The sequence below is a fragment of the Methylobacterium longum genome (assembly GCF_022179385.1).
Lineage (GTDB): Bacteria > Pseudomonadota > Alphaproteobacteria > Rhizobiales > Beijerinckiaceae > Methylobacterium > Methylobacterium longum.
On record NZ_BPQS01000005.1, the window covers coordinates 79,347 to 101,807 of the forward strand.

Genomic DNA, 22,461 nt, shown 5'->3' on the forward strand with positions numbered 1-22,461 from the left:
GTCGCCGTTCGATCTATTGTTGCGTCGCCCCGCGGACCTGACAGATGCGCCGCGACCTCAGGAGGGCACCATGCCGCACGGTGCGCGAACGAATCTCGCAGCCCTCATGCTGATCCTCGGTCTCGGAGGCGCCTCCGCCGAGCCCGCGCAGGGGACGACCTGGACGGATCCGCCGACCCACAAGCCGGCCGCCGGCAAGCCCCCCGCCGACCGGAACGCCCCGGCTGCGGCCGCCACGACCCCTGCCGCAGCCAAGTCCGCAGCCACGTCCGCAGCCACGTCCGCACCTACGCCCGCCGCCATCTCCCGGACCGCCCAGCCGGCCCCCGCGGAGCGCAGGGCGGCGCGCCGTGCGCCGGTGCGGCAGGCCGCGCACAAATCCCCGCCGACGTCCGCGCGGGCGACCAAGCGGTTGGCCGCGACGGCGCGCCCGGCCCGCGCCGCCGCGTCCGTCCGCGCGATCCGGGACCCGCAATTCGTCGCCGCCGCTCCGCCGCGCCCGCCCGCGGAGGCCTACGCGCGCTACCGCGCCTACGGGTACGGCCCGGGCTCCGGCTACATGCCCGGCTACATGCCCGGCTACACCGACGAGCGCCTCGACCGCCTGAGCAGCGCGCAGGCCGCCGGCTACCTCGTGGTGCGCCGCCGGACGGTGCAGTTCCCCGATGGCCGGACCCTGCGGGTCTACCGCCCCGACGACGGGGGCGAGCCGTACTGATCGGACGGTTCCGCGAAGATCGACCGCAGGGACGCACGCAGGACCTTCCCGGCCGGGTTGCGGGGCAGGAGCCCGTCCCAGACCACGATCCGCACCGGGACCTTGAAGGCTGCGAGCCGCTCGGCCGCGAAGGCGCGGATCGCCTCCGGGCTGGTCGCCGCCCCCTCCGCCAGCACCACGATGGCGCCGGGCTCCTCGCCCAGCGTCGGATGGGGGACCGGCAGCACCACGGCGTCGATCACGTCCGGATGGGCGTAGAGGGCGTTCTCGACCTCGCAGCAATAGATGTTCTCGCCGCCGCGGATCAGCATGTCCTTGATCCGGTCGACGATGGTCAGGAACCCCTCCGCGTCGGCGCGGGCGAGGTCGCCGGTGCGCAGCCAGCCCTCGGAGAAGACGTCCGCGGTGGCGTCCGGGTCGTTCCAGTAGCCGCGGACCACGTTGGGGCCCTTCACGCAGAGTTCGCCGACCGCGCCGGGCGGCAGCGCCTCCCCGAGGGGATCGACGATCCGCACCTCGCAGACCGGCAGGGGCGGCCCGCAGGAATCGGGGTGGGCGAGGTAATCCTCGCCCTGGTGATGGGTGAAGGTCGCCGAGGTCTCGGTCATGCCCCAGCCGGTGCCGGGGACGACCCGCGGCAGAACCGCGCCCAGGGTCCGGACGAGGTCGCCGGCCGCGGGCGCGCCGCCGTACGTGATCGCGTCGAGACTCGGCAGCGGCCGCCCGGCCTCCCGGGCCGCCGTGGCGAGCTGCCACGCGATGGTCGGCACGCCGCCCGCGCTGGTGCAGCCCTCCGCCTCGATCAGGTCGAGGGCCGCGCTCGCGTCCCAGCGATGCATCATCACCAGCCTGTGTCCGCCGTAGAGCGCGGCGCCCAGGCTCGCGTGGCAGCCGGTGACGTGGAACAGGGGGATCACCAGCAGCGCGACCCGCTGCGGCGCGGACGGATCGGGCTTCGGCGGGCTCTCGCCCCGGCGGAGGTATGTGCGGGCCGCCGAGTAGGGATAGGCCATGACGGTGGTGGCGGCCGCCCGGTGGGTACCGACCGCGCCCTTCGGCTGGCCGGTGGTGCCCGAGGTGTAGAACAGGGTCGCGTCGTCCTCCGGACCGAGGGCGATGTCGGGCGGGGGCGCGTCGGGCAGACCGGCCCAGTCGGCCGGCGGGCCGACGAGGTCGGAGAGCGGGGTCGCCCGGGGATCGGGCTCCATCCGGGTGGTGAGGACCCGCTGCAGGGCCGGGCATTCGCCGAGGTGCGGAGCGATCCGGGTGAAGCGCTCGCCGTCGGCGATCAGCACCCGCGCCCCGGAATGCCGGAGCCCGTAGGCGAGTTCGGGCCCGGTCCACCACGCGTTGAGCGGCGTCGCGATCGCCCCGGCGAGGAGCGCGCCGAAATAGCTCACCGGCCATTCGGGCAGGTTGCGCATCGCGATGGCGACGCGGTCGCCCTTCTCGATCCCGGCGGCCGTGAGCGCCCGCGCCAGCGCGGTCGCCGCGCGGGAAAAGCCCGTGAAGGTGACGCGCTCGTCGCGGTAGACCACGAAGGTCCTGTCCCCGTGGCCCTGGGCGATCCGGAACAGGTCGCGCAGGGTCGGCGGGGCCTTCACCCAGATCCGGGTCGGCACGCCGCGGATCGGCGTGGTCGCGATCTCGAAGTGCGAGCCCGGGGCGGTGAGCCGCGCCTCCGCGTCGCGGAAGGGCAGGGCCGGCCAGCCGGCGGGGATGCGGGAATCGGCGCTCATCGGGCGATGGTCACGCCGCCGTCGACGACGAGGGCCTGTCCGGTGACGAACCGGCCGGCCGGGGAGGCCAGGAACACGGCCGCGCCGGCGATCTCGTCGGGCTCGCCGATCCGGCGCAGAGGCGCGGCGTCCGTGGTGGCGGCCAGCATCTCGGGATCCTCCCACAGGGCGCGGGCGAAATCGGTGCGGATCAGCCCCGGGCAGAGGCAGTTCACGCGCACGTTGGCCGGACCGTACTCCACCGCGTAGTTGCGGGCGAGCTGGAGGTCGGCGGCCTTCGAGACGTTGTAGGCGCCGATCACCGGCGAACCCTTCAGCGCCCCGATCGAGGAGACGATGACGATCGCGCCGTCCCGCCGCGCGATCATGCCGGGGGCGACCTTCTGGATCAGCCAGTGGTTCGACAGGACGTTGTTGTCCAGGATCTTCCGGAACTGGGCGTCCGAGATCTCGGCGAGCGGCCCGTAATAGGGATTGCTCGCGGCGTTGCAGACCAGGACGTCCACGGGACCGAGCCGGTTCTCGGTCTCGGCGACGAGCTCCTCCAGCTCTGCCTTCACCGAGATGCTCGCCGGGATCGCCACGGCCCGGCCGGCCCCGTGCGCGGCCTCGATCTCGGCCACGACCGCCGCGCAGGCCTCGCGCTTGCGCGAGGAGATCACCACCCGGGCGCCGTGCTCGGCCATCCGCAGGGCGATCGCCCGCCCGATGCCGCGGGAGGAGCCGGTGATCAGCGCGACCTTGCCGGTCAGATCGAACAGGGACATGGCACAGCTCTGCTCCGGATGGTGCGGCGCAGGGCCTCCACCCTCATTCCAAGACCTTCGATCGGTGCGCGTCGGCCGGTCAGGGTCGCGACGCACCCCCGCTCCCGTCCGGGCGAGGGTTGGCGTGCGGGGTGCGCGCCGCCCGGACAGACCCGATCCCCCACGCTGTCCCGCTCCCCCACGGGAGAGGGGACCCGCGCCCCACGAAACGGCCGACCGGATCGCCCGAAGCCGCCCATCCTCACGAGTCCGGCTCCGCCCGCATCGCCCGGCGCAGGCGCGCCATGCCGGCGAGCCAGCGCTCGGGATCCCCGGCCCGGCGGCGGGCATACGCCGCCACCTGCGGGTGCGGCAGGATCAGGAAGCGCCCCGATGCCAGCCCGTCGAGGGCGGCCTCGGCCACGGCCCCGGGCGGCAGCACGCCGTCGCGGGCGGCCGCGCTGGCCGCCCCCAGCATGGCGGTGTCGACGCCCTGCGGGCACAGGGCGGCGACCCGGATGCCGTCCTCGGCATGCGCGATGGCGAGATGCTCCAGGAAGGCCAGCGCCGCGTGCTTGGTGGCCGAGTAGGTGGCGCTGCCGATCTGGCTGAGTAGCCCGGCCGCCGAGACGGTGCCCAGGAACGCGCCCCCGCCCCGTTGGCGCCAGAGCGGGACCAGAACCCGCGCCGCGTGGACATGGCCCATCACGTTCACCGCCCAGGACCGCGCCCAGCTCTCCGGATCGGCGGAGGTGGCGAGATCCGGATCGGGATCGCGCTCCAGGATGCCGGCGTTGGAGCAATAGAGGGCGACCGGGCCGATCTCGGCCTCGATCCGCGCCAGGATTGCGACGACCGCCGCGGCGTCGCCCACGTCGAGCGCGAAGGCCTGGCCGCCGAGCCCGGCCGCCACGGCCTCCACCCCGGCCGCGTCCTGGTCGAGGGCTACGATCGTCGCGCCGCGGGCCTTGGCCGCGACCGCGAGCGCCCGGCCGATCCCCCGTGCGGCCCCCGTGACGGCGACGACGCGGCCGGCGAGATCCATGCCGGGATCCACGCCGAGGTCCACGCCGCGATCCACGTCAGGCCCCCGCCCGCTCGGCGAAGCCCCAGGCCGCGGCGGCGAGTTTCGGCACCCGCGCCGCCATGGCGGAGGCGTGCTCGCTCGCGGCGTTGCCGGCCTTGGCGCGGGCGGCCACACCCTGGAGGATGCCGACCAGCCGGAACAGGTTGTAGGCGAAGTACCAGTCGAGGTCGGGCAGGCTCGTCCGGTCCGCCGCCCGGCAGTAGAGCGCCACCGCCTCGTCCCGGGTGGGGATGCCGAGCGCCTGCAGGTCGAGGCCGCGCAGCCCGCTGCGCCCGTCGGCGGGCAGTTCCCACTGCATCAGCAGGTAGCTGAAATCGGCCAGCGGATCGCCGAGCGTCGACAATTCCCAGTCGAGGACCGCGCTGACGCCGCCGTCGCGGGAGAAGATCAGGTTGTCGAGGCGGTAGTCGCCGTGGACCACGCAGGCGCCCTGCTGCTCGGGCACGGTGCGGGGCAGCCACGCGATCAGCCGCTCGACATCCTCCAGGCGCCCGTCCTCGGCGGCGCGGTACTGGCGGGTCCAGCGGTCGACCTGCCGGGCGAAGTAGTTGCCGGGCCGGCCGTAATCGGCGAGCCCGGCCGCCTCCGGATCGATCGCGTGGAGGCGCGCCAGCGTGGCGATCATGCCGGCGTAGTGCCGGTGGCGGACATGGGGGTCGAGGCCCGGCAGCGCCCCGTCCCAGTGCACGGCGCCGCCCACCGCCTCCATCACGTAGAAGGCCGCGCCGATGACGTCCGGATCCTCGCAGAGCGCGAAGGGGCGGGGCACCGGAAAGCCCTCGCCGTAGAGGGCGCCGATCACCCGGAACTCGCGCTCCACCGCGTGGGCGGAGGGCAGGAGCGGGCCGAAGGGCTTCCGGCGCAGCACGTAGGCCTGGGCGGGGGTGTCGAGCCGGTAGGTCGGGTTCGACTGGCCGCCGCGGAACTGCTGCACGGTGAGCGGGCCCGAGAAGCCGCGCACGTGCTCCGTCATCCAGGCGGAGAGCCGCGCCTCGTCGATCCGGTGGCGCGGCTCGACCGGCTTCACGCCCGAGAAGACATCGGCGTCGCTCATGCGCGCTCCGGCTCCTCGGCGCCCGGACGGGCATTGGTGTAGCGCCCGAATTCCAGCCGGGCGATCGAGCGGTTGTGGACCTCGTCGGGCCCGTCGGCGAGCCGCAGGGTGCGGATATGGGCGTACATCCTGGCGAGCCCGAAATCCTCCGACACGCCGGCCCCGCCATGGGCCTGGATGGCGTCGTCGATGACCTTCAGCGCCACCCGGGGCGCCGCGACCTTGATCATGGCGATCTCGAGCTTGGCGCCCTTGGCGCCGACCTTGTCCATCATGTCGGCCGCCTTCAGGCAGAGGAGGCGGGTCATCTCGATGTCGATCCGCGCCTCCGCGACTCGCTGCTCCCAGACCGACTGCTCGGAGATCCGCTTGCCGAAGGCGACCCGGGACACGAGCCGGCGCGCCATGGCCTCCAGCGCCACCTCGGCGGCCCCGATCGTGCGCATGCAATGGTGGATGCGGCCGGGCCCCAGCCGCCCCTGCGCGATCTCGAAGCCGCGCCCCTCGCCGAGGATCAGGTTCTCGGCGGGCACGCGGACGTTCTCCAGCACCACCTCGCCGTGGCCCTTGGGGGCGTCCTCGTAGCCGAAGACCGGGAGCAGCCGCTCCACCCGCACGCCGGCCGTGTCCATGGGTACCAGGATCTGCGATTGCTGCTTGTGCCGCGGCGCCTCGGGGTCGGTCTTGCCCATCAGGATCGCGATCCGGCAGCGCGGATCGCCGACGCCGGTCGACCACCACTTGCGGCCGTCGATGACGTAGTGGTCGCCGTCCCGGCGGATCGACGTGGCGATGTTGGTGGCGTCCGAGGAGGCGACCTCCGGCTCGGTCATCAGGAAGGCCGAGCGGATCTCGCCCGCCATCAGGGGCTTCAGCCACCGGTCCTTCTGGGCTGCGGTGCCGTAGCGGTGCAGCACCTCCATGTTGCCGGTGTCGGGCGCCGCGCAGTTGAAGCATTCCGAGGCGATCCCGACCCGGCCCATCGCCTCGGCGCAGAGGGCGTAGTCGAGGTTGGTCAGGCCGGCGCCGCGATACGCATCCGTGTCGTGCCCGGGGGAGGGCGGCAGGAACAGGTTCCACAGGCCCTCGGCCCGGGCCCTCTCCTTGAGGCGCTCCATCGTGGGGGCGGGCGCACGGCTCGCGGCGCGCTCCGCCGCCACCGCGGCGGCCGCCGGCACGATCGCGTCGGCGATGAAGGCGCGCACGCGCCCGAGCCAGTGGGTCTGGGACTGGGAGAGGTTGAAGTCCACGGCGTCCGCTCCCTAGGGTATTGTCTGCCGGGCGAGCGCGCCAAGCTTGCACGAGCCGGTGACCCACCTTCCGACGGCCCCGCGCCGCGGCGCAACGGCCCCCCACGCCCGCGCGGGAGGGGGTTGGGCTGCGGGCTGCGCGCGGTCCGGAAAGGCCCGGTCGCTCACCCTGTCCCCCCTCCCGCCCGGGAGAGGGAACCCGCGCGCCGTCCCGACCTGCACGCGCAAGCCGCGACGGACCGGAATCATCCGGCCCTCACAGATAGGCCGATCCCATCTCGCTGGCGAAGCGCTGCGGCGGTCCCTCCCAGACGATCCGCGCCTGTTCCAGCACGTAGACCCGGTCGGCGTGCGGGAGCGCGAAGGTGACGTTCTGCTCGCCGAGCAGCACCGTGATGGGCGTCGTCTGGCGCAGCTTCTCCAGGGCTTTCGACAGCAGTTCCAGGATCACCGGGGCGAGGCCGAGCGTCGGCTCGTCGAGGATCAGGAGGCGGGGGCGCATCATCAGCGCCCGGGCGATGGTCAGCATCTGCTGCTCGCCCCCCGACAGGGTGCGGGCGGTCTGGCCCTCGCGGGCCTTCAGGATCGGGAACAGCTCGTAGAGCCAGTCGCGCTGCTTGGCGCTCTCGGCCTTCGGGAAATGCTGGCCGCCGAGGTCGAGGTTCTCGCGCACGCTGAGGTCGCCGAACAGCTCGCGGGTCTCGGGCACCTGGACGATGCCGGCGCGCGCGATGGCGGCGGGCTTCATCCGGGAGAGATCCTGACCGTCGAACCGGATCGTACCGGTATGCGGGACGAGGCCCGAGATGGCGTTGAACAGCGTCGTCTTGCCGGCGCCGTTCAGACCCACCACCGAGACGAACTCGCCCTCGTGGACGTGGATCGCGGCGCTGCGCAGGGCCTGCGCCTTGCCGTAGAGCACGTCGACATTCTCGACGGTGAGCAGCGAATCGGGTTTGAACGCCGCCTCGGGCCGGGCCGCCGTCTCGATGCTGCCGCCGAGATAGACCCGGCGCACGGTGGGGTCGGCCATCACGGATTCGGCCGAGCCCTCGGCGATCCGCTCGCCGAGATACATGGCGAAGACCCGATCCACGATGGCCGCGACGCTCTTCACGTTGTGATCGACGAGGAGCACGGCCTTGCCCTCGTCGCGAAACCCCTGGATCAGCTCGGAGAAGGCCGAGACCTCGCCGCCGGTCAGCCCGGCGAAGGGCTCGTCCACCAGCACCACCCGGGGATCGCGGGCGATGGCCTTGGCGAGCTCCAGACGGCGCAGATCCGCGAAGGGCAGGGTGCCGGGGCGCCGGTCGACGACGGCGCCGAGGCCGACGCGCTCGGCGATTTCCTTGGCGCGCCGCGCCACGTGCGGATCCGCGGCCAATCGGATCAGGCTGTCGGGCAGGAGCGCGAGGCTGATATTCTCCAGCACGGTCTGCCGCTGGAGCGGGCGGGCGTGCTGGAACACGAGGCCGATCCCGGAGCGCGCCACCCGGTGAGCCGGCATCCCGCCGATCTCGGTGCCGTCGAGGCGGATCGAGCCGGCGCTGGGGCGCTCCAGCCCCATGATCAGCTTCATCACGGTGGACTTGCCCGACCCGTTCGGGCCGATCAGGCCGAGGATCTCCCCGGGCCGCAGGTCGAGGTCGATGTCCTTGACGGCGACGAGGCCGCCGTAGCGCTTGGTCAGGCCGCGCACGGTCAGGCAGGGCTCGGCCGCGACCGGCGCTGCGGCCAGCGCGGGCGTGGGCCTCACGGCGACGGTCATCGGGCGCTCCTGAGGGAGGCGAGGCCGAGCAGCCCCGAAGGCACGAACAGGATCACGAGGAGCGCCACCGCCGAGACCACGAAGGTCGACAGGCCGCCGAGCGGGCGCAGCAGCTCGCCCGCCGCGATCAGGAACACGGCGCCGAGCGCCGCGCCCACGATGGTGCGCCGGCCGCCGAGCACCGCCGCGATGATCACCTGCACGCCCACCGACGTGTTGATCAGCGTGCCGACCGAGGCGGTGCCCATGTAGAAGACCACCAGCCCGCCCGCGAGGCCCGAGAAGGCGGCGCTGATCGCGAAGGCCGCGAGCTTGTGCTTGGCGACGTTGAAGCCGAGCGCCCCGGTCACCACCGGATCCTGGCCGGCGGCCTGGAGGATCAGCCCCGCGGGGGAGCGGGCGATGGCCGTGAGGATCAGGCCGGAGACCGCCATGAAGCCCAGCGCCAGCCAGTAGTTGGTGTCGGCGTCGATGGAGATGACGTCCGGCACGGTCAGGCCGATCTCGCCGCCGGTGAGGCCGGAGAAGACCACGATCATGTTCTGCAGGAGCAGGACCGCCACCAGGGTGATCAGCCCGAAATAGGGGCCGCGGACCTTCAGGGCCGGCAGCGCCAGGGCGAGGCCGCCGACCACGGCGAGCACCGTCCCGACCGCCAGGCAGTAGGGGATCGGCAGCTCGTAGCGGTTGTTGAGGATGCCGGCGCCGTAGGCCCCGAGCCCGATCAGGAAGGTCGGGCCGAAATTCACCTCGCCGGCGAAGCCGAAGAGCAGGTCCCAGGCCATCGAGAACACGCCGAAATAGTAGGCGATGGTCAGGAGGCCGAGGATGTAGCCGGACACCCACCAGGGCAGGGTGGCGGCGGCCAGGACGGCGAGGATCGCGATCCAGAAGCCGGGGGTGGTGAGGAGCTTCATGGATGAGCCAGACCAGGGTCGACCATTACGATTCCGAGTGCCCGAAGCGGTACGGACAAGGGGCGGGTCCGCGCTCCCGGGCGGGAGAGGGGGCTCGTCGCGCGACCGGCGGACACGGGGATGCCGGACCCGCACATCACCGTCGCCCCAGCAGGCCCTGCGGGCGCAGGTACATGACGGCGACCAGCAGCAGCAGGGCCGGGATCACCCGGTAGGCCGGCGAGACCAGGTAGGCGGTGGCGGTCTCGAGGTAGCCGACCACGTAGGCGGCGATCAGCGAGCCGGTGACGCTGCCCAGCCCCCCCAGCACCACGATCGAGAAGGCGCTCGCCGTGAGGGGCCCCACGGAATACGACGACACCCCGAGGAACATCCCGAGCAGCACCCCGGCGATGCCGGCGAGCAGGCCGTAGATCGCCCAGACCGCCACGTAGATCTTGCCCATGTCGTGGCCGAGCAGCGTCACGCCGCGCGGGTTCATGGAGGCGGCGAGCAGGACCTTGCCGGCCCGCGCCCGGTTCACGAACAGCCAGAGCAGGGCGATCACCACCCAGCAGATCACCGCGGTGAACAGCTCGTTCTTGGGCGTGCGCACCCCGGCGATCTCGACCACGCCCTCGACGATCGGCAGCACGGTCTTGGGATTGTCGGTGAAGAAGTAGGCCACCAGCTCCTGGATCATGATCCCCCAGAGCAGGGTGCCGGTGAGGACGAAGATCTCCTTCTCCTCCCGCGGGATCGCCCGGCTGCGCTCGATCGGCGCGACCACCGCGAAGTAGGTGACGAGGGCGCCCGCGAGCCCGCAGAGGATGCCGATCGCCGCGCCCGCGTAGGAGCCGAGCCCGAACAGCGCGGAGGCCGCCCAGGCCGCCACCGCGGCCATGACCATCAGGGCGCCGTGGGTCAGGTTGAGGACGCCCGAGACGCCGAAGATCAGGGTGAAGCCCATCGCGCCGAGCGCGTAGAGGGCCGAGATGGCGAAGCCATCGACGAGGATCTGGAGGCCGATCACCGCGCTCTCCCGCCCCGGCCTACTGCACCACCGCCTTCACCGCAGGGGGCAGGATCATGGCCCCGTTGGCGGTCGCCGCCGGCCAGATCGCCACCTGCTTGCCGTTCTGCCACTGCCCGAGGACGCTGGTCATCAGGCCGGGCCCGTACTGGATCGAGTGGGTGAACGGGTCGTCCTTGCCGTAGAACTTGAGATGCCCGACCGTGCCGACGTAGTCGGTCTTCTCCAGGGCATCGACGAGCTTGTCGGCCTCCGTGGAGCCCGCCCGCCGGATCGCCTCCGCGGTGTAGTACGTGGCGTCGTACGCCATGTACCCCGCGTAGGACGGCGCCCCGCCGAAGCGCTTGGTGAAGGCCTCGGCGAAGGGGATCGTCTTCTCGGTGAGCGCCACGCCCGGCAGCGCCACGCTGTCGAACAGCACGCCCTGCGTGCCGCCGTTGGTGTTGGCCCAGAAGGTCGAGGAGGTCGCCTGGCCGCTGATGCCGGTCATGGCGATCGGGACCTGCTGGTTCTGCCACTGAACGGTCGGCTGCACGCCGACATGGGCGATGCCGGTGACGATCAGGTCCGGCTTGGCCGCCTCGATCTTGTTGTAGATCGGCGTGAAGTCGCCCGTGTCCGGCGAGAAGCGGACGTGCTCCACCACCTTGAGCCCGGATTTCGGCAGACATTCCTGGTAGGCGGCGTCGAGCGGCCGGGTCCAGGCCGCGTCCTCGCTCATGATCGCCGCCGTCTTGGCCTTGAGCTTCTCGACCAGCACCTCCTTGGCCGAGTCGCAGACCGCCTGCGCCAGGGCGTGCGAGGTCAGGTAGCCGTGGAAGGTGTACTTGTTGCGCGCGTAATCCTTGTGGACCGCGACGCTGATCTCGTTCGAGGCCGCGCCCGGCGTGATCATCGGCGTCTTGAGCCGGGCCGCCCAGGGCATCAGCGCCAGCACGACCTCCGAGATGTAGCTGGCGATGACGAAGTTGACCTTGTCCTCGGAGACCGCCCGCTGGAAGGCCCGGACCGCGTCGGAGGCGGAGGACTTGTCGTCGTAGGTGACGACCTGGATCTGGCGCCCGTCGATGCCGCCCTGGGCGTTGATCTCGTCGGCGGCGAGCTGCACGGCCTGCGGGATCGAGGCCCCGGCCACGGACTGCGCCTCGGCGATCACGCCGATCTTGATCGGGTCGGCGGCGTGCGCCGGCCCCGCGAGCGGGGAAGCCGTCGCCAGCAGTGCGGGCAGCATGCGCCGGATCGGGACGCGCCGGGAGGCTGCGCGCGCGGGCTCGGACATCGGCGTTTCCTCTCGTCGTGCCCGCATTCTTTATTCGCAGGCTTGGGGGGACTGTAGCCGGGGCTCGACGGATCACAAGGGCCGGCCGGTCCGGGGCGGGTGACGTTTCCGGCGAGTCGTTGGCTGCGCGATTTCCGCCGCCGGGATTGTTGCGCCCCGGCAACCCGCACCGCGTTTCCGGCAACCGCCGGCGGCTCCGGGCCCGCGCGAGCGCCCCGTCCGCATCGGAGCCCAGCTTCGGCACAGCCAGATGGTGTCGCGTCCGTTCCCGACCGAGCCCGGCCGCAGGGCGCCGCGCAGCATCGGACGGGAGGGGCGCCATGCTCAGACGTACAACGACCGCCGCACTGGCGCTGACCGCCCCGTTCCTGGCCGTGACCGGCCAGGCGCACGCCGCCGCCGTGACCCAGCCCGGAGAGCAGGTCGGCCTCGCGCCGGGCCTGCCGCTGCCGGAGGGATTCTACGCCTTCGACACGTTCAGCTGGGGACGGGCCGACCGCCGCGACGCCGCCGAGGTGGGCGTCAACATCCCGTTCCTGATCTACGCGTCGCCACTCAAGATTCTTGGTGCGCGCGTCGAGCCGGTGGTCGCGTTCCCGTCGGTGTTCATCAACACCCACTTCCCCGCCCCGGTCCCCAACCGGGACGTCAGCACCTTCTACACGCCGTTCCTCGGCAACATCTTCGCGTGGAACCTCGGCGGCGGCCTCGGCGTGTCGTACATCGCGGGCGCCTACCTGCCGTACGGCGACCGCGGCTCGCTCGGGCTCGGCCTCCGGGGCACGCCGCTGCTGCCGCAATCCGCGTCGGCGACGCTGACCCAGCGCGTCGCCGCCACCTACGTGGGCGACGGCAGCCTCAACCTCTCGGCCATCCTCACCTACAACCGTCCCTTCGACGCGCATGGCCGGTTCGGCGGCACCGTCGGGACGGCGATCGGGCCGATCCCGGTGGCCGACCAGATCAACCTCGATCTCACCGCCACCAAGAAGTTCGGGAAGTTCGAGATCGGCGCCGTGGCGTACGGCTACACCGACCTGCCGGTGAACCGCCGCGACCGCCTGTTCAGCCGCTTCCAGCGGGACGGGTACATCGCGGCCGGCGGCCTCGTCGGCTACGATTTCGGGCGCGTGATCCTGCAGACCTTCGTGACGCGCGAGATCGTCGCGCGCGACACCCTCAACGCCGCCGGGCAGCGCCAGCACAACGAGGAGACCCGGGGCTGGTTTCGGGTGATCGTGCCCTTCCCGGTGGCGAGCGCGGCGGCGGCACCCGAGCCGCTGCTCCGCAAGGACTAGGCGCTCTCCGCCGAGGCGGGCTCCGGTTCGGCGCCCGGGACCCGGATCCGAGCCCGGGTGCGGCGCCACGGTACACGGGACCGAGGCGGCCGGTGGCGATCCTCCAGCCCTTCCCTCATCCGGCGGTGGCGGCGCGGAGCGCCGGCCTCGAAGGGGCGCTCCGGATGGCGCGGCGATCCCTGGATGACTCCTTCGACGCCCGCTGAAGCGGGCCCTTCATCATCATGGGTCGGACAGGATCACCCGATCACCGTGCATCGGGGCGCTGTCGCGCACCGGGATGCGGCCCGACCGGGCTCGGCCCCGAGATCCGCCGCGGGTTTCACGCGGGCCGCCCTGTCCGCATCGGGACTATCGAGCCCGGCCCCGCGGGCCTAGGTTCCCGGCAGATCCGCGACGCGCGGACCGGACGGCCTCGCAGAAGGGCGCGGACAGGTGAGGAACGCACGCATGGCCGCGCCCGGGACCATCCCGGGCCGCGGCCCCCGGCCCCGCCGGGGACGGACCCCATGAGCCTGCGCTGGACCCGGCGGCCCGAGGGCTCGACCTGGGGGGATTTCGGGCCCGACGACGAGCGCGGGCGCCTGAACCTGCTGACCCCCGAGAAGGTGCGGCAGGGCGTGGCCGAGGTGCGCGAAGGGCTCACCTTCTGCCTCAGCCTGCCGCTGGACCTGCCGGGCGGCAACGTCCTCAATCCGCGCCGCCACCCGCCGCAGATCACCCCGACCCGCCGCGCCAACGGCCGGCCGAACATGAACTTCCCGGTCTGCGAGGAGGTCGACGGCGCCACCGACGTGATCTGCGACGACCGGGCGCTGATCCACCTGCAATACTCGACGCAGTGGGATTCCCTCGCCCATGTCGGCTCGCTCTTCGACGCGGACGGCACCGGGGCGGGCCCCACCTTCTACAACGGCTTCCGGGGCGGGCACGACATCGTCGGGCCGGAGAGCGCCGCGGCGGCCGACCAGCCGTCCCGGGCGAAGCGGCTCGGCATCGAGCGCCTGGCCGAGACCGGCATGCAGGGCCGGGCCGTGATGATCGACCTGCGCGCCCATCTCGGCGACGCCAAGGTGAAGGTCGGCTACGACCAGCTCGCCCGGATCCTGGAGGCCGACGGCGTCGTGGTCGAGCCCGGCGACATGGTCTGCCTGCACACGGGCTTCGCCGAGCGGCTGATCGCCATGGGCGGCGCGCCGGACCCGACGCGGGTGCACAACCTCTGCGCGGGACTGGACGGCCGGGATCCACGGTTGCTGGACTGGATCACCCGCACCGGCCTGTGCGCGCTGATCGCCGACAACTACGCGGTGGAGGCCTACCCGGCCGGACCCGGCCCCGCCTGCTGCGCGACGCTGCCGCTCCACGAGCACTGCCTGTTCAAGCTCGGGGTCAATCTCGGCGAGCTCTGGCACCTGACGCCGCTGGCCGAGTGGCTGCGCGCCAACGGCCGCAGCCGCTTCCTGCTCACCGCTCCGCCCCTGCGCCTGCCGGGCGCGGTCGGCTCGCCGACGACCCCGATCGCCACGGTGTGAGGGAAGGGGAGCATGCCCGTTCGGTCCCATCGGCGCCCGCATCCTGAGGTGCCGACGCCCGGCGGACGCGTCGGAGGGGGGCTCCAGAAGCCGCCGGGCTGGCGGGGGGCCGCCGGCGAGGCTGCTGCGCGGCACCGCAGGATGAGGACGTGGGTGGGCTTCTCCGCCCGGCGAACGGAGGGCGGGCCATGAGCGAGATCGCGATCGTCGGCGGCGGGCTGATGGGGCACGGCATCGCCCTGGTGCTGGCGCTCCACGGGCATGCCGTGCGGATCACCGACACAAGCCCCGAGACCCGCGCCCGGGTGCCGACCCTCATGGCCTCGGCGCTCGCCACCCTGCGGGCGGCGGGGGCCGCGCCCGAAGGCTGGGATGCCGACCGGCTGGCCGGCGCCGTCCGGGTCGAGGCGGAGCTCGGCGCCGCGGTGGCCGGCGCGGGCCTCGTGATCGAGGCGATCACCGAGAACCCGGAGGCCAAGCGCGCGCTGTTCACGGAGCTCGACCGGCTCTGCGCGGCCGACGCGATCCTCGCCAGCAACACCAGCTACCTCGACGTCTTCCCGCTGATCCCCGAAGCGCGGCAGGCGCGGGCGCTGATCCTGCACTGGTACACGCCGCCCTACATCGTCGACCTCGTCGACGTGGTGCCGGGGCCCGGCACGGACCCGGCGGTGGTCGCCGCGATGGACGACCTCGTGCGCGGCCTGGGCCAGGTCCCGATCGTGCTGAAGCGCTTCATCCCCGGCTACGTCGCCAACCGCATCCAGCAGGCGATCAGCGCCGAGGTGTTCCGGCTCCTCGACGAGGGCGTCGCCGCGCCGAAGGACATCGACGACGCGATCATCCACGGGCTTTCCCTGCGCATCCCGATCCTCGGCCACCTCGCCAAGGCCGACTTCACCGGGCTGGAGCTGACGCAGCGGGCTTTGGCCAACGGCAGCTACGCGCCGCCGCCGCCGCGCACCCGCTCCGAAACCCTTGACGCCCTCTGCGCCGAGGGCCGGACCGGGGTGATGGCGGGCAGGGGCTATTTCGACTGGGGCGGCCGGGAACCCGCGGACCTGTTCCGCGAGCGCGACCGCAAGCTCCTGGCGCTCAAGGCGGCCATGGCCGGGATCGGCCGGATGGAGGGCACATGATCGGGGCGGATCTGTCGGGACGGCGCATCCTCGTCACCGGGGCCTCGTCGGGGATCGGGCTGGCGACGGTGGAGATCTTCGCCCGCAACGGCGCCGCGGTGGCGCTGAACCACCTGCCGGGGGACGCCCGCGGCCCCGACGAGGCCGCCCGGCTCGCCGGGGCGGGGCTCTCGGTGGTCGCGCTGCCCGGCGACGTGTCGGCGCCCGGCGCCGCCGAGGCGATGGTGGCGGCCGGGATCGAGCGGCTCGGCGGCCTCGACGTGCTGGTCAACAACGCCGGCACGTCGGGCACCACGACGCCCATCGCCTTCGAGGACCTCGACGCGATGACCGAGGAGTTCTGGGCCACGATCCTGGCGACGAACCTCCTCGGGCCGTTCCGCTGCGCCCGGGCCGCGTCCCCGACGCTGAAGGCGAGCCGGGGCGCCATCGTCAACACCGCCTCGGTGGCCGGGCTCGGCCGGCGCGGCTCGTCGGTGGCCTACTCGGCCAGCAAGGCCGGGCTGATCAACCTGACCCGCAGCCTCGCCCGGGCGCTGGCGCCCGACGTGCGGGTCAACGCGGTGGCGCCCGGCCTCGTCGCAACGCCCTGGACCGAGCCCTGGTCGGAGGAGCGCAAGGCCTCGACCGTGGGCCGCACCATGCTGGGCCGCATGGCCCGGCCGGAGGACATCGCCGAGACGATCTTCTTCCTCGCCGCGGGGGCGGCCTACATCACCGGCGAGACGATCACGGTCGACGGCGGGGCGATCTGACGCTTGGGGAACACACGGATGTCGAGCACCACCGTCATCACCTGCGCCCTCACGGGCTCCTTCGACACGCCGCGGAAGAACCCGGCGGTGCCGGTGAGCCCGCAGGCCATCGCGCAATCGGCCCTTGAGGCCGCCGCCGCCGGGGCGGCCGTGGTTCACATCCACGTCCGCGACCCCGAGACCGCCGCGCCCAGCATGGAACTCGCCCATTACCGCGAGGTGATGGAGCGGATCCGCGAGCGGAACGCGGATGTCATCCTCAACCTGACCACCGGGGCGGGGGGCCGGTTCGTGCCGGGCGACCCCGACCCGGCGGTCGCCGGCCCGGGTACGACCTTCGTGAATCCGGAGGCCCGCACCCGGCATGTCGGCGCGCTGCGCCCGGAGATCTGCACCCTCGACGTCGCCACGATGAATTTCGGCGAGCACCTGTTCCTCAACACCCCCGGCCACCTGCGGGCGATGGCGGGTCACATCCGCGACGCGGGGGTGAAGCCGGAGATCGAGGTGTTCGACCTCGGCCAGATCGAGCTGGCCCGGCACCTGATCGCCGAGGGGCACCTGGCGCGGCCGCCCCTGTTCCAGATCTGCCTCGGCATCCCCTGGGGGGCGCCGGCGACCCCGGAGGCCCTGGTGGCGATGCGGGCCCGGCTGCCGGAGGACGCGGTCTGGTCGGCCTTCGGCATCGGCCGGGCGGAGTTCCCGATCCTCGCGGTGGCGGCCGGCATGGGCGGCAACGTCCGGGTCGGGCTGGAGGACAACCTGTACCTGTCCCGCGGCACGCTCGCGCCGAGCAACGCCGCCCTGGTGGAGAAGGCCGTGAGCCTGCTGGCCCACATCGATCGCGAACCGGCCACGCCCGATCAGGCGCGGGCGATCTTCGGGCTGGCGCCGCGGGGATAGGTGGCCCGCGCGCCTGCCGCGCATCTCCCGATCCCCTGCGCGGGACAGGAAAACCCGCCCCTGACGGAACGCCCGCATCCTCACCCGCGCCGGTATCAGCCGCGATGCCCCGCGGATACTCTGCCTTCCGAGACCGCGAGCGGCGATCAACGCTGCCGCGTTCGAGAACAGCAGGGAGAGAAACATGACGGTCCGCCACCTCACCGCGCGGCTGCTGGGAACCTTGTGCGCGCTCGGTGCCGGCGCGGCGCTGGCGGCCGACCTCGTGCCGGTGAAGATCGGCGTGCTGAACGACCGCTCCGGCGTCTATTTCGACTCCACCGGCGAGGGCTCGGTGGTGGCCGCCCGCATGGCGGTCGAGGATTTCAAGCCCGAGGAACACGGGCTGAAGGTCGAGGTCGTCTCCGCCGACCACCAGAACAAGCCCGATGTCGGCGCCTCGGTCACCCGGCAATGGTACGACCGCGACGGCGTCGACGCGGTGTTCGACGTGCCGACCTCCTCGGTGGCGCTCGCCATCGCGCAGATCACCAAGGAGAAGAACAAGGCCTTCATCAACTCGGGCGGCGGCACCGCGGACCTGACCGGCCCGGCCTGCACGCCCAACACGGTGCACTGGACCTACGACACCGCGGCGCTCGCCAACGGCACCGGCAAGGCGATCCTCAAGCGCGGCGGCAAGAGCTGGTACTTCATCACCGCCGACTACGCCTTCGGCCTCGCCCTGGAGCGGGACACCAAGGCCGTCGTGGAGAAGAACGGCGGCACGGTCGTCGGCGGCGTGCGCACGCCGTTCCCGAACCCGGACTTCTCCTCGTTCCTGCTCCAGGCGCAAGGATCGGGCGCGCAGGTGATCGGGCTCGCCGATGCGGGACTGGACGCGGCCAACGCCATCAAGCAGGCGCACGAGTTCGGCGTCCGCCAGGGCGGCCAGACCCTCGCCGCCCTGCTCATCGCGATCACCGACATCCACTCGCTGGGCCTGGATGTGGCGCAGGGGCTGGCCTTCACCGCCTCGTTCTACTGGGACCTCAACGACGGCACCCGCGCCTTCGCGGAGCGCTTCGAGAAGCGGATGCCCGGCAAGAAGCCGACCTCGTACCAGGCGGGCGTCTACGCCAGCACGCTGCACTACCTGAAGGCGGTGGAGGCCCTGCACTCGGCCAAGGACGGCGCCGCCGTGGTCGCCAAGATGAAGGAGATGCCGACCGACGATCCCCTGTTCGGCAAGGGCATGATCCGGCCGGACGGACGCAAGATCCACCCGATGTACCTGTTCGAGGCCAAGGCGCCGTCCGAATCGAAGGGCGAGTGGGACCTCTACAAGGTGCTGGAGACGATCCCGGCCGAGCAGGCGTTCCGCCCGATGAGCGAGGGCGGCTGCCCCATGCTGGCCGGCATGACGGCGAAGTAGGCACCCCCATCCCACCCAGTCACCTCATCCTGAGGTGCCGGCGCGCAGCGGAGGCCTCGAAGGAGACCTCCAGGAATCGCGGCCGGCTGGAGGGCTCCTTCGAGGCTCGCTGCGCTCGCACCTCAGGATGAGGGCGCGGTTTGGACCTTCGTCCCTCACGCCGCGCCGATCCGATCCAGCGCCGCCATCGCGGCGTCCGGGAGCGCGAGGTCCGCCGCCGCGAGGTTCTCGCGCAGGTGGCCGAGGGCGGACGTCCCGGGGATCAGCAGGATGTTGGGCGACCGGCGCAGCAGCCACGCCAGCGCCACCTGCATCGGCGTCGCGCCGAGCCCGGCCGCCACCTCCGACAGGGTGTCCGACTGGAGCGGGCTGAACCCGCCCAGCGGGAAGAACGGCACGTAGGCGATGCCGGCAGCCGCCAGATCGTCGATGAAGGCGTCGTCGCCCCGGTGGGCGAGGTTGTACTGGTTCTGCACGCAGGCGATCTCGGTGATCCGGCGCCCGTCCGCCACCTGGCGCGGCGTGGCGTTGCTCAGGCCGATCCGGCGGATCAGCCCCTTCCGCTGCAGCTCCGCCAGCACCGTGAGCGGCGCCTCGATCAACCCCTCCGCGGGGCCGTGGACATCGAACATCAGGCGCAGGTTGACCACGTCGAGGGCGTCGACGCCGAGGTTGCGCAGGTTGTCGTGGACCGCCTGGGTGAGTTCCTCGGCCGAGAAGGCCGGGTTCCACGAGGCATCGGCCCCGCGCTTGGCGCCGACCTTGGTGACGATCACGAGGTCGTCCGGATAGGGATGCAGCGCCTCGCGGATGATCTGGTTGGTGACGTGCGGTCCGTAGAAATCGCTGGTGTCGATGTGATCGACGCCCTGCGCCACGGCCTCGCGCAGCACCGCGATGGCGGCGGCGCGGTCCCTGGGCGGCCCGAACACGCCGGGTCCGGCGAGTTGCATGGCTCCGTAACCGAGCCGTTTCACGGTCCGGTCGCCGAGCTGGAACGTCCCGGTCTGCGCGATATCGGTCATGGCGAATCTCCTGTTGGCGACCCGGATGTAGACGTCACCGTTTGCGCGGATAAGCCGTGACAATCGGCACGGGCCGTGCGGATTCTCGAACGATGACCCAGGATCTGTCGGACCTCACCGCCTTCGTCACCGTGGCGCGGGCCGGCGGCTTTCGCGAGGCCGCCCGCGCCGGCGGAGCGAGCGCGTCGAGCCTCAGCGAGGCCGTGCGCCGGCTGGAGGCGGGCCTGGGCGTGCGCCTCCTGAACCGCACCACCCGCAGCGTCGCGCCCACCGAGGCCGGCGCCCGCCTGCTGGACCGGCTCGGGCCGGCGCTGGCCGAGGTGGAGTCCGCCCTCGACGTGGTGAACGGCTTCCGCGACCGGCCGGCCGGGATGCTTCGGCTGAACGTGCCGCTGAGCGCCGCCCGGCTGGTGCTGCCGGCGCTCGTGCCGCCCTTCCTGGCGGCCTATCCGGAGATCCGCCTGGAGGTGGTGGTTGAGGACGGGTTCGTGGACGTTCTGGCGGCGGGCTGCGACGCCGGCATCCGCTACGACGAGCGGCTGGAGCTCGACATGATCGCCGTGCCGATCGGCCCGCGGCGGCAGCGCTTCGCCACCGCGGCCGCCCCGGCCTATCTCGACCGGCGCGGCCGGCCGGACCATCCGCGGGATCTCCTGGACCATGCCTGCCTGCTCGGCCGGTTCCCGAGCGGCGCCTTGACGGCCCCCTGGGAGTTCGAGCGCGACGGCGACATCGTCCGGGTGGATCCGTCCGGGCCGCTGATCGTGCGGGTCGGCGCCAGCGACCTCGCGGTCGCGGCCGCGGTCGCGGGAACCGGGATCGTCCACCTGTTCGAGGATTGGCTGCGGCCGCTTCTCGACAGCGGCGCCCTGGAACCGGTGCTGAAGCCCTGGTGGCAGGCCTTCTCCGGACCGTTCCTCTACTATCCGGGCCGGCGGCTCCTGCCGGCGCCGCTGCGCGCCTTCGTGGACTTCGTCAGTGCGCGGCCGGCGGCGCCGGATCCGGTACTTCGAACACCGTGAGCTGCCCGCCCGGCGCCGTGTACTGCGACAGGGCCGCGTAGCCGCCCACCGCCCCCGAACCGTCGGCCGGGTCGGTGAGCCCGGCCGCCAGACCGATCCCGGCCCAGCCGCCGACGCCGGAGAGCACCGCCACGTACTGCTTCCCGGCGTGCAGGTAGGTGGTGACGTTGCCGACGATGCCGGACGGCGTCTTGAACCGGTAGAGCTCGCGCCCGTCCCGGGCATCGACCGCCTTCAGGTAGCCCTCCAGCGTGCCGTAGAAGACCACGTTGCCCGCCGTGGCGAGCGCCCCCGACCAGACCGAGAACGGCTCCGGGATCGTCCAGGCGATCCGGCCCTTGGCGCCGTCCCAGGCGATGAACGCGCCGGTCCGGTCGGTGCCCTCCGGCGGGTGCAGGGTGAGCGTCGCGCCGACATAGGGCTGGCCGGGCGTGTAGGTGACCCGGAACGCCTCGTAATCCATGCACATGTGGTTGGTCGGCACGTAGAACAGCCGGGTCAGCGGCGAGTAGGCCGCCGGCTGCTGGTTCTTGGCGCCCAGCGCCCCGGGACAGATATTTTTCGTGGCTTCGTCCTCGTCGGCCTCGCCCGGCGCGTAGCGCCTGTCGACCACTGGCCGGCCGTAGCCCGGCGCGGCCGGATCCATCTCGACCCGGCTGGCCCAGTTGACCGTGGGGTCGAACTTCTCCGCCACCAGCAGGTCGCCGGTGGCCCGGTCCAGGGTGTAGCCGAAGCCGTTGCGGTCGAAATGGGTCAGCACCTTGCGGGGCCCGCCGCCGATCACCTGCTCGGTGAGGATCATCTCGTTGACGCCGTCGTAGTCCCACTGGTCATGGGGCGTCATCTGGTAGACCCAGTGGGCGATCCCCGTATCGGCGTCGCGGGCGATGATCGCCTGCGCCCAGCGGTTGTCGCCGGGGCGCTGGTTCGGGTTCCAGGTCGAGGGATTGCCGGTCCCGTAATAGACGAGGTTTAGGTCCGGGTCGTACGAGAACCAGCCCCAGCTGCAGGCGCCGCCGGTCCGCCACTGGTCGCCCTCCCAGCTCCTCAGGGAGGAATCCCGGCCGATCGGGCGCCCGAGCTCGGTGGTTCGCTCCGGATCGACCAGCATGTCGGCATCCGGCCCGGTGGCGTAGGCGCGCCAGAGGCGCTTCCCGCTGGCCTGATCGTAGGCCGTGACGTGGCAGCGCGCCCCGTACTCGCCCCCCGCCAGCCCGACGATCAGCTTGCCGCGCACCGGCAGGACCGTGGCGGTGTTGGTCTCGCCCCGGCCCGGGTCGCCGTTCTTCACCGACCACAGCACCCGCCCGGTCTCCGGATCGAGGGCCACCACCGTGGTGTCGGCCTGCTGCAGGAACAGCCGCCCGTCCGCGTAGGCGAGCCCGCGGGAGACCGTGTCGCAGCACATGACGGCGATGACGCCCGCGTCCTGCCGCGGGGCGTAGCGCCACAGGATCTTCCCGCCCTGGTCCAGGTCGAGGGCATAGACCACGTTGGGGAAGGGGGTGTGCACGATCATGAGGTGCCCGATCACGATCGGCGCGCCCTCGTGCCCGCGCAGCACGCCGGTGGAGAAGGTCCAGGCGACCTTGAGGCGCCCGACATTGCCGGCGTCGATCCGGTCGAGGTCGGAATAGCGGGTGTTGGCGTAGTCCAGGGTCTGGAGGACCGGTCCTTCGGCCGCGAAGCCTGCGCCGGCCAGCAGGACGAGCGGCACAGCCGCGAGGGTCGGGACGCGCATCCTGGGGCTTCCTCTTCCGGCCGGCTCGGTCGGCGCGGCCTCATACACCGGACCGCCGT

The 22,461-nt window shown here is 72.5% G+C and carries 19 protein-coding genes; 8 read left to right on the top strand and 11 right to left on the bottom strand.

Annotated features, from left to right (window positions below):
- Positions 1-70 precede the first annotated feature (70 nt).
- Positions 71-718, top strand: a complete 648-nt coding sequence (locus MFF58_RS06375; RefSeq protein WP_238286097.1) for a hypothetical protein — start codon at positions 71-73, stop codon at positions 716-718.
- Here the strand turns inward: MFF58_RS06375 and MFF58_RS06380 are convergent.
- The 9 genes from MFF58_RS06380 to MFF58_RS06420 form a co-directional block, all read right to left on the bottom strand.
- Positions 685-2,457 (bottom strand): class I adenylate-forming enzyme family protein, encoded by a 1,773-nt coding sequence (locus MFF58_RS06380; RefSeq protein ID WP_238286099.1) that lies wholly within the window; start codon positions 2,455-2,457, stop codon positions 685-687. The two genes, MFF58_RS06375 and MFF58_RS06380, sit on opposite strands and share 34 nt — an antisense overlap.
- Positions 2,454-3,224: an SDR family NAD(P)-dependent oxidoreductase gene (locus tag MFF58_RS06385; protein ID WP_238286101.1), complete on the bottom strand. Its 771-nt coding sequence runs from the start codon at positions 3,222-3,224 to the stop codon at positions 2,454-2,456. Before MFF58_RS06385 ends, MFF58_RS06380 begins: the two co-directional genes overlap by 4 nt.
- A 241-nt stretch (positions 3,225-3,465) precedes the next feature.
- Positions 3,466-4,248: an SDR family NAD(P)-dependent oxidoreductase gene (locus MFF58_RS06390; protein ID WP_238286288.1), complete on the bottom strand. Its 783-nt coding sequence runs from the start codon at positions 4,246-4,248 to the stop codon at positions 3,466-3,468.
- Positions 4,249-4,285: 37 nt separating this feature from the next.
- Positions 4,286-5,344: a phosphotransferase family protein gene (locus tag MFF58_RS06395; protein ID WP_238286103.1), complete on the bottom strand. Its 1,059-nt coding sequence runs from the start codon at positions 5,342-5,344 to the stop codon at positions 4,286-4,288.
- On the bottom strand, positions 5,341-6,594 hold the full coding sequence (locus MFF58_RS06400) for an acyl-CoA dehydrogenase family protein (RefSeq protein WP_238286106.1): 1,254 nt from the start codon (positions 6,592-6,594) through the stop codon (positions 5,341-5,343). Before MFF58_RS06400 ends, MFF58_RS06395 begins: the two co-directional genes overlap by 4 nt.
- 256 nt (positions 6,595-6,850) lie before the next feature.
- Entirely contained in the window at positions 6,851-8,362 is a 1,512-nt protein-coding gene (locus MFF58_RS06405) for an ATP-binding cassette domain-containing protein (protein WP_238286108.1), read from the bottom strand.
- The gene (locus MFF58_RS06410) at positions 8,359-9,279 is read right to left on the bottom strand and encodes a branched-chain amino acid ABC transporter permease (protein ID WP_238286110.1); all 921 of its coding nucleotides are present in this window, start codon (positions 9,277-9,279) and stop codon (positions 8,359-8,361) included. Before MFF58_RS06410 ends, MFF58_RS06405 begins: the two co-directional genes overlap by 4 nt.
- A 136-nt stretch (positions 9,280-9,415) precedes the next feature.
- Positions 9,416-10,291 (bottom strand): branched-chain amino acid ABC transporter permease, encoded by an 876-nt coding sequence (locus MFF58_RS06415; protein ID WP_238286111.1) that lies wholly within the window; start codon positions 10,289-10,291, stop codon positions 9,416-9,418.
- Between the two features lie 19 nt (positions 10,292-10,310).
- Positions 10,311-11,570 carry an ABC transporter substrate-binding protein gene (locus MFF58_RS06420; protein WP_238286112.1) on the bottom strand — a complete coding sequence of 420 codons (1,260 nt, stop codon included), beginning with the start codon at positions 11,568-11,570 and terminating at the stop codon, positions 10,311-10,313.
- 320 nt (positions 11,571-11,890) lie between these two features.
- Here MFF58_RS06420 and MFF58_RS06425 point away from each other — a divergent pair, with 320 nt between their 5' ends.
- From MFF58_RS06425 to MFF58_RS06450, 6 genes are all read left to right on the top strand, one after another.
- Positions 11,891-12,868, top strand: a complete 978-nt coding sequence (locus tag MFF58_RS06425) for a transporter (RefSeq protein ID WP_238286113.1) — start codon at positions 11,891-11,893, stop codon at positions 12,866-12,868.
- Between the two features lie 509 nt (positions 12,869-13,377).
- Positions 13,378-14,403 carry a cyclase family protein gene (locus MFF58_RS06430; protein WP_238286114.1) on the top strand — a complete coding sequence of 342 codons (1,026 nt, stop codon included), beginning with the start codon at positions 13,378-13,380 and terminating at the stop codon, positions 14,401-14,403.
- Between the two features lie 188 nt (positions 14,404-14,591).
- Positions 14,592-15,542 carry a 3-hydroxyacyl-CoA dehydrogenase family protein gene (locus MFF58_RS06435; protein ID WP_238286115.1) on the top strand — a complete coding sequence of 317 codons (951 nt, stop codon included), beginning with the start codon at positions 14,592-14,594 and terminating at the stop codon, positions 15,540-15,542.
- A complete protein-coding gene (locus tag MFF58_RS06440) occupies positions 15,539-16,297 on the top strand; it encodes an SDR family NAD(P)-dependent oxidoreductase (RefSeq protein ID WP_238286116.1) in 759 nt (252 codons plus the stop codon). Before MFF58_RS06435 ends, MFF58_RS06440 begins: the two co-directional genes overlap by 4 nt.
- 18 nt (positions 16,298-16,315) lie before the next feature.
- Positions 16,316-17,200 (top strand): beta-keto acid cleavage family enzyme, encoded by an 885-nt coding sequence (locus MFF58_RS06445; RefSeq protein ID WP_238286117.1) that lies wholly within the window; start codon positions 16,316-16,318, stop codon positions 17,198-17,200.
- A gap of 184 nt (positions 17,201-17,384) precedes the next feature.
- Positions 17,385-18,614, top strand: a complete 1,230-nt coding sequence (locus MFF58_RS06450; protein WP_238286118.1) for an ABC transporter substrate-binding protein — start codon at positions 17,385-17,387, stop codon at positions 18,612-18,614.
- Positions 18,615-18,769: 155 nt separating this feature from the next.
- On the opposite strand, the gene MFF58_RS06455 is transcribed toward MFF58_RS06450, so the two are convergent.
- Positions 18,770-19,639 carry an aldo/keto reductase family oxidoreductase gene (locus tag MFF58_RS06455; protein WP_238286120.1) on the bottom strand — a complete coding sequence of 290 codons (870 nt, stop codon included), beginning with the start codon at positions 19,637-19,639 and terminating at the stop codon, positions 18,770-18,772.
- A gap of 92 nt (positions 19,640-19,731) precedes the next feature.
- Between MFF58_RS06455 and MFF58_RS06460 the strand changes: the two genes are divergently transcribed.
- On the top strand, positions 19,732-20,661 hold the full coding sequence (locus MFF58_RS06460) for a LysR substrate-binding domain-containing protein (protein WP_238286121.1): 930 nt from the start codon (positions 19,732-19,734) through the stop codon (positions 20,659-20,661).
- On the opposite strand, the gene MFF58_RS06465 is transcribed toward MFF58_RS06460, so the two are convergent.
- Positions 20,615-22,402: a methanol/ethanol family PQQ-dependent dehydrogenase gene (locus MFF58_RS06465; RefSeq protein ID WP_238286122.1), complete on the bottom strand. Its 1,788-nt coding sequence runs from the start codon at positions 22,400-22,402 to the stop codon at positions 20,615-20,617. The genes MFF58_RS06460 and MFF58_RS06465 overlap by 47 nt on opposite strands.
- Positions 22,403-22,461 lie beyond the last annotated feature (59 nt).

Excerpts from the sequence above, each read along its gene's own strand:
- MFF58_RS06465 (WP_238286122.1), bottom strand. The coding sequence starts at position 22,402 with ATGCGCGTCCCGACCCTCGCGGCTGTGCCGCTCGTCCTGCTGGCCGGC.
- MFF58_RS06425 (WP_238286113.1), top strand. The coding sequence starts at position 11,891 with ATGCTCAGACGTACAACGACCGCCGCACTGGCGCTGACCGCCCCGTTC.
- MFF58_RS06385 (WP_238286101.1), bottom strand. The coding sequence starts at position 3,224 with ATGTCCCTGTTCGATCTGACCGGCAAGGTCGCGCTGATCACCGGCTCC.
- MFF58_RS06445 (WP_238286117.1), top strand. The coding sequence starts at position 16,316 with ATGTCGAGCACCACCGTCATCACCTGCGCCCTCACGGGCTCCTTCGAC.
- MFF58_RS06395 (WP_238286103.1), bottom strand. The coding sequence starts at position 5,344 with ATGAGCGACGCCGATGTCTTCTCGGGCGTGAAGCCGGTCGAGCCGCGC.
- MFF58_RS06460 (WP_238286121.1), top strand. The coding sequence starts at position 19,732 with ATGACCCAGGATCTGTCGGACCTCACCGCCTTCGTCACCGTGGCGCGG.
- MFF58_RS06420 (WP_238286112.1), bottom strand. The coding sequence starts at position 11,570 with ATGTCCGAGCCCGCGCGCGCAGCCTCCCGGCGCGTCCCGATCCGGCGC.
- MFF58_RS06435 (WP_238286115.1), top strand. The coding sequence starts at position 14,592 with ATGAGCGAGATCGCGATCGTCGGCGGCGGGCTGATGGGGCACGGCATC.
- MFF58_RS06390 (WP_238286288.1), bottom strand. The coding sequence starts at position 4,248 with ATGGATCTCGCCGGCCGCGTCGTCGCCGTCACGGGGGCCGCACGGGGG.
- MFF58_RS06375 (WP_238286097.1), top strand. The coding sequence starts at position 71 with ATGCCGCACGGTGCGCGAACGAATCTCGCAGCCCTCATGCTGATCCTC.
- MFF58_RS06455 (WP_238286120.1), bottom strand. The coding sequence starts at position 19,639 with ATGACCGATATCGCGCAGACCGGGACGTTCCAGCTCGGCGACCGGACC.
- MFF58_RS06450 (WP_238286118.1), top strand. The coding sequence starts at position 17,385 with ATGACGGTCCGCCACCTCACCGCGCGGCTGCTGGGAACCTTGTGCGCG.
- MFF58_RS06440 (WP_238286116.1), top strand. The coding sequence starts at position 15,539 with ATGATCGGGGCGGATCTGTCGGGACGGCGCATCCTCGTCACCGGGGCC.
- MFF58_RS06380 (WP_238286099.1), bottom strand. The coding sequence starts at position 2,457 with ATGAGCGCCGATTCCCGCATCCCCGCCGGCTGGCCGGCCCTGCCCTTC.
- MFF58_RS06430 (WP_238286114.1), top strand. The coding sequence starts at position 13,378 with ATGAGCCTGCGCTGGACCCGGCGGCCCGAGGGCTCGACCTGGGGGGAT.
- MFF58_RS06410 (WP_238286110.1), bottom strand. The coding sequence starts at position 9,279 with ATGAAGCTCCTCACCACCCCCGGCTTCTGGATCGCGATCCTCGCCGTC.
- MFF58_RS06405 (WP_238286108.1), bottom strand. The coding sequence starts at position 8,362 with ATGACCGTCGCCGTGAGGCCCACGCCCGCGCTGGCCGCAGCGCCGGTC.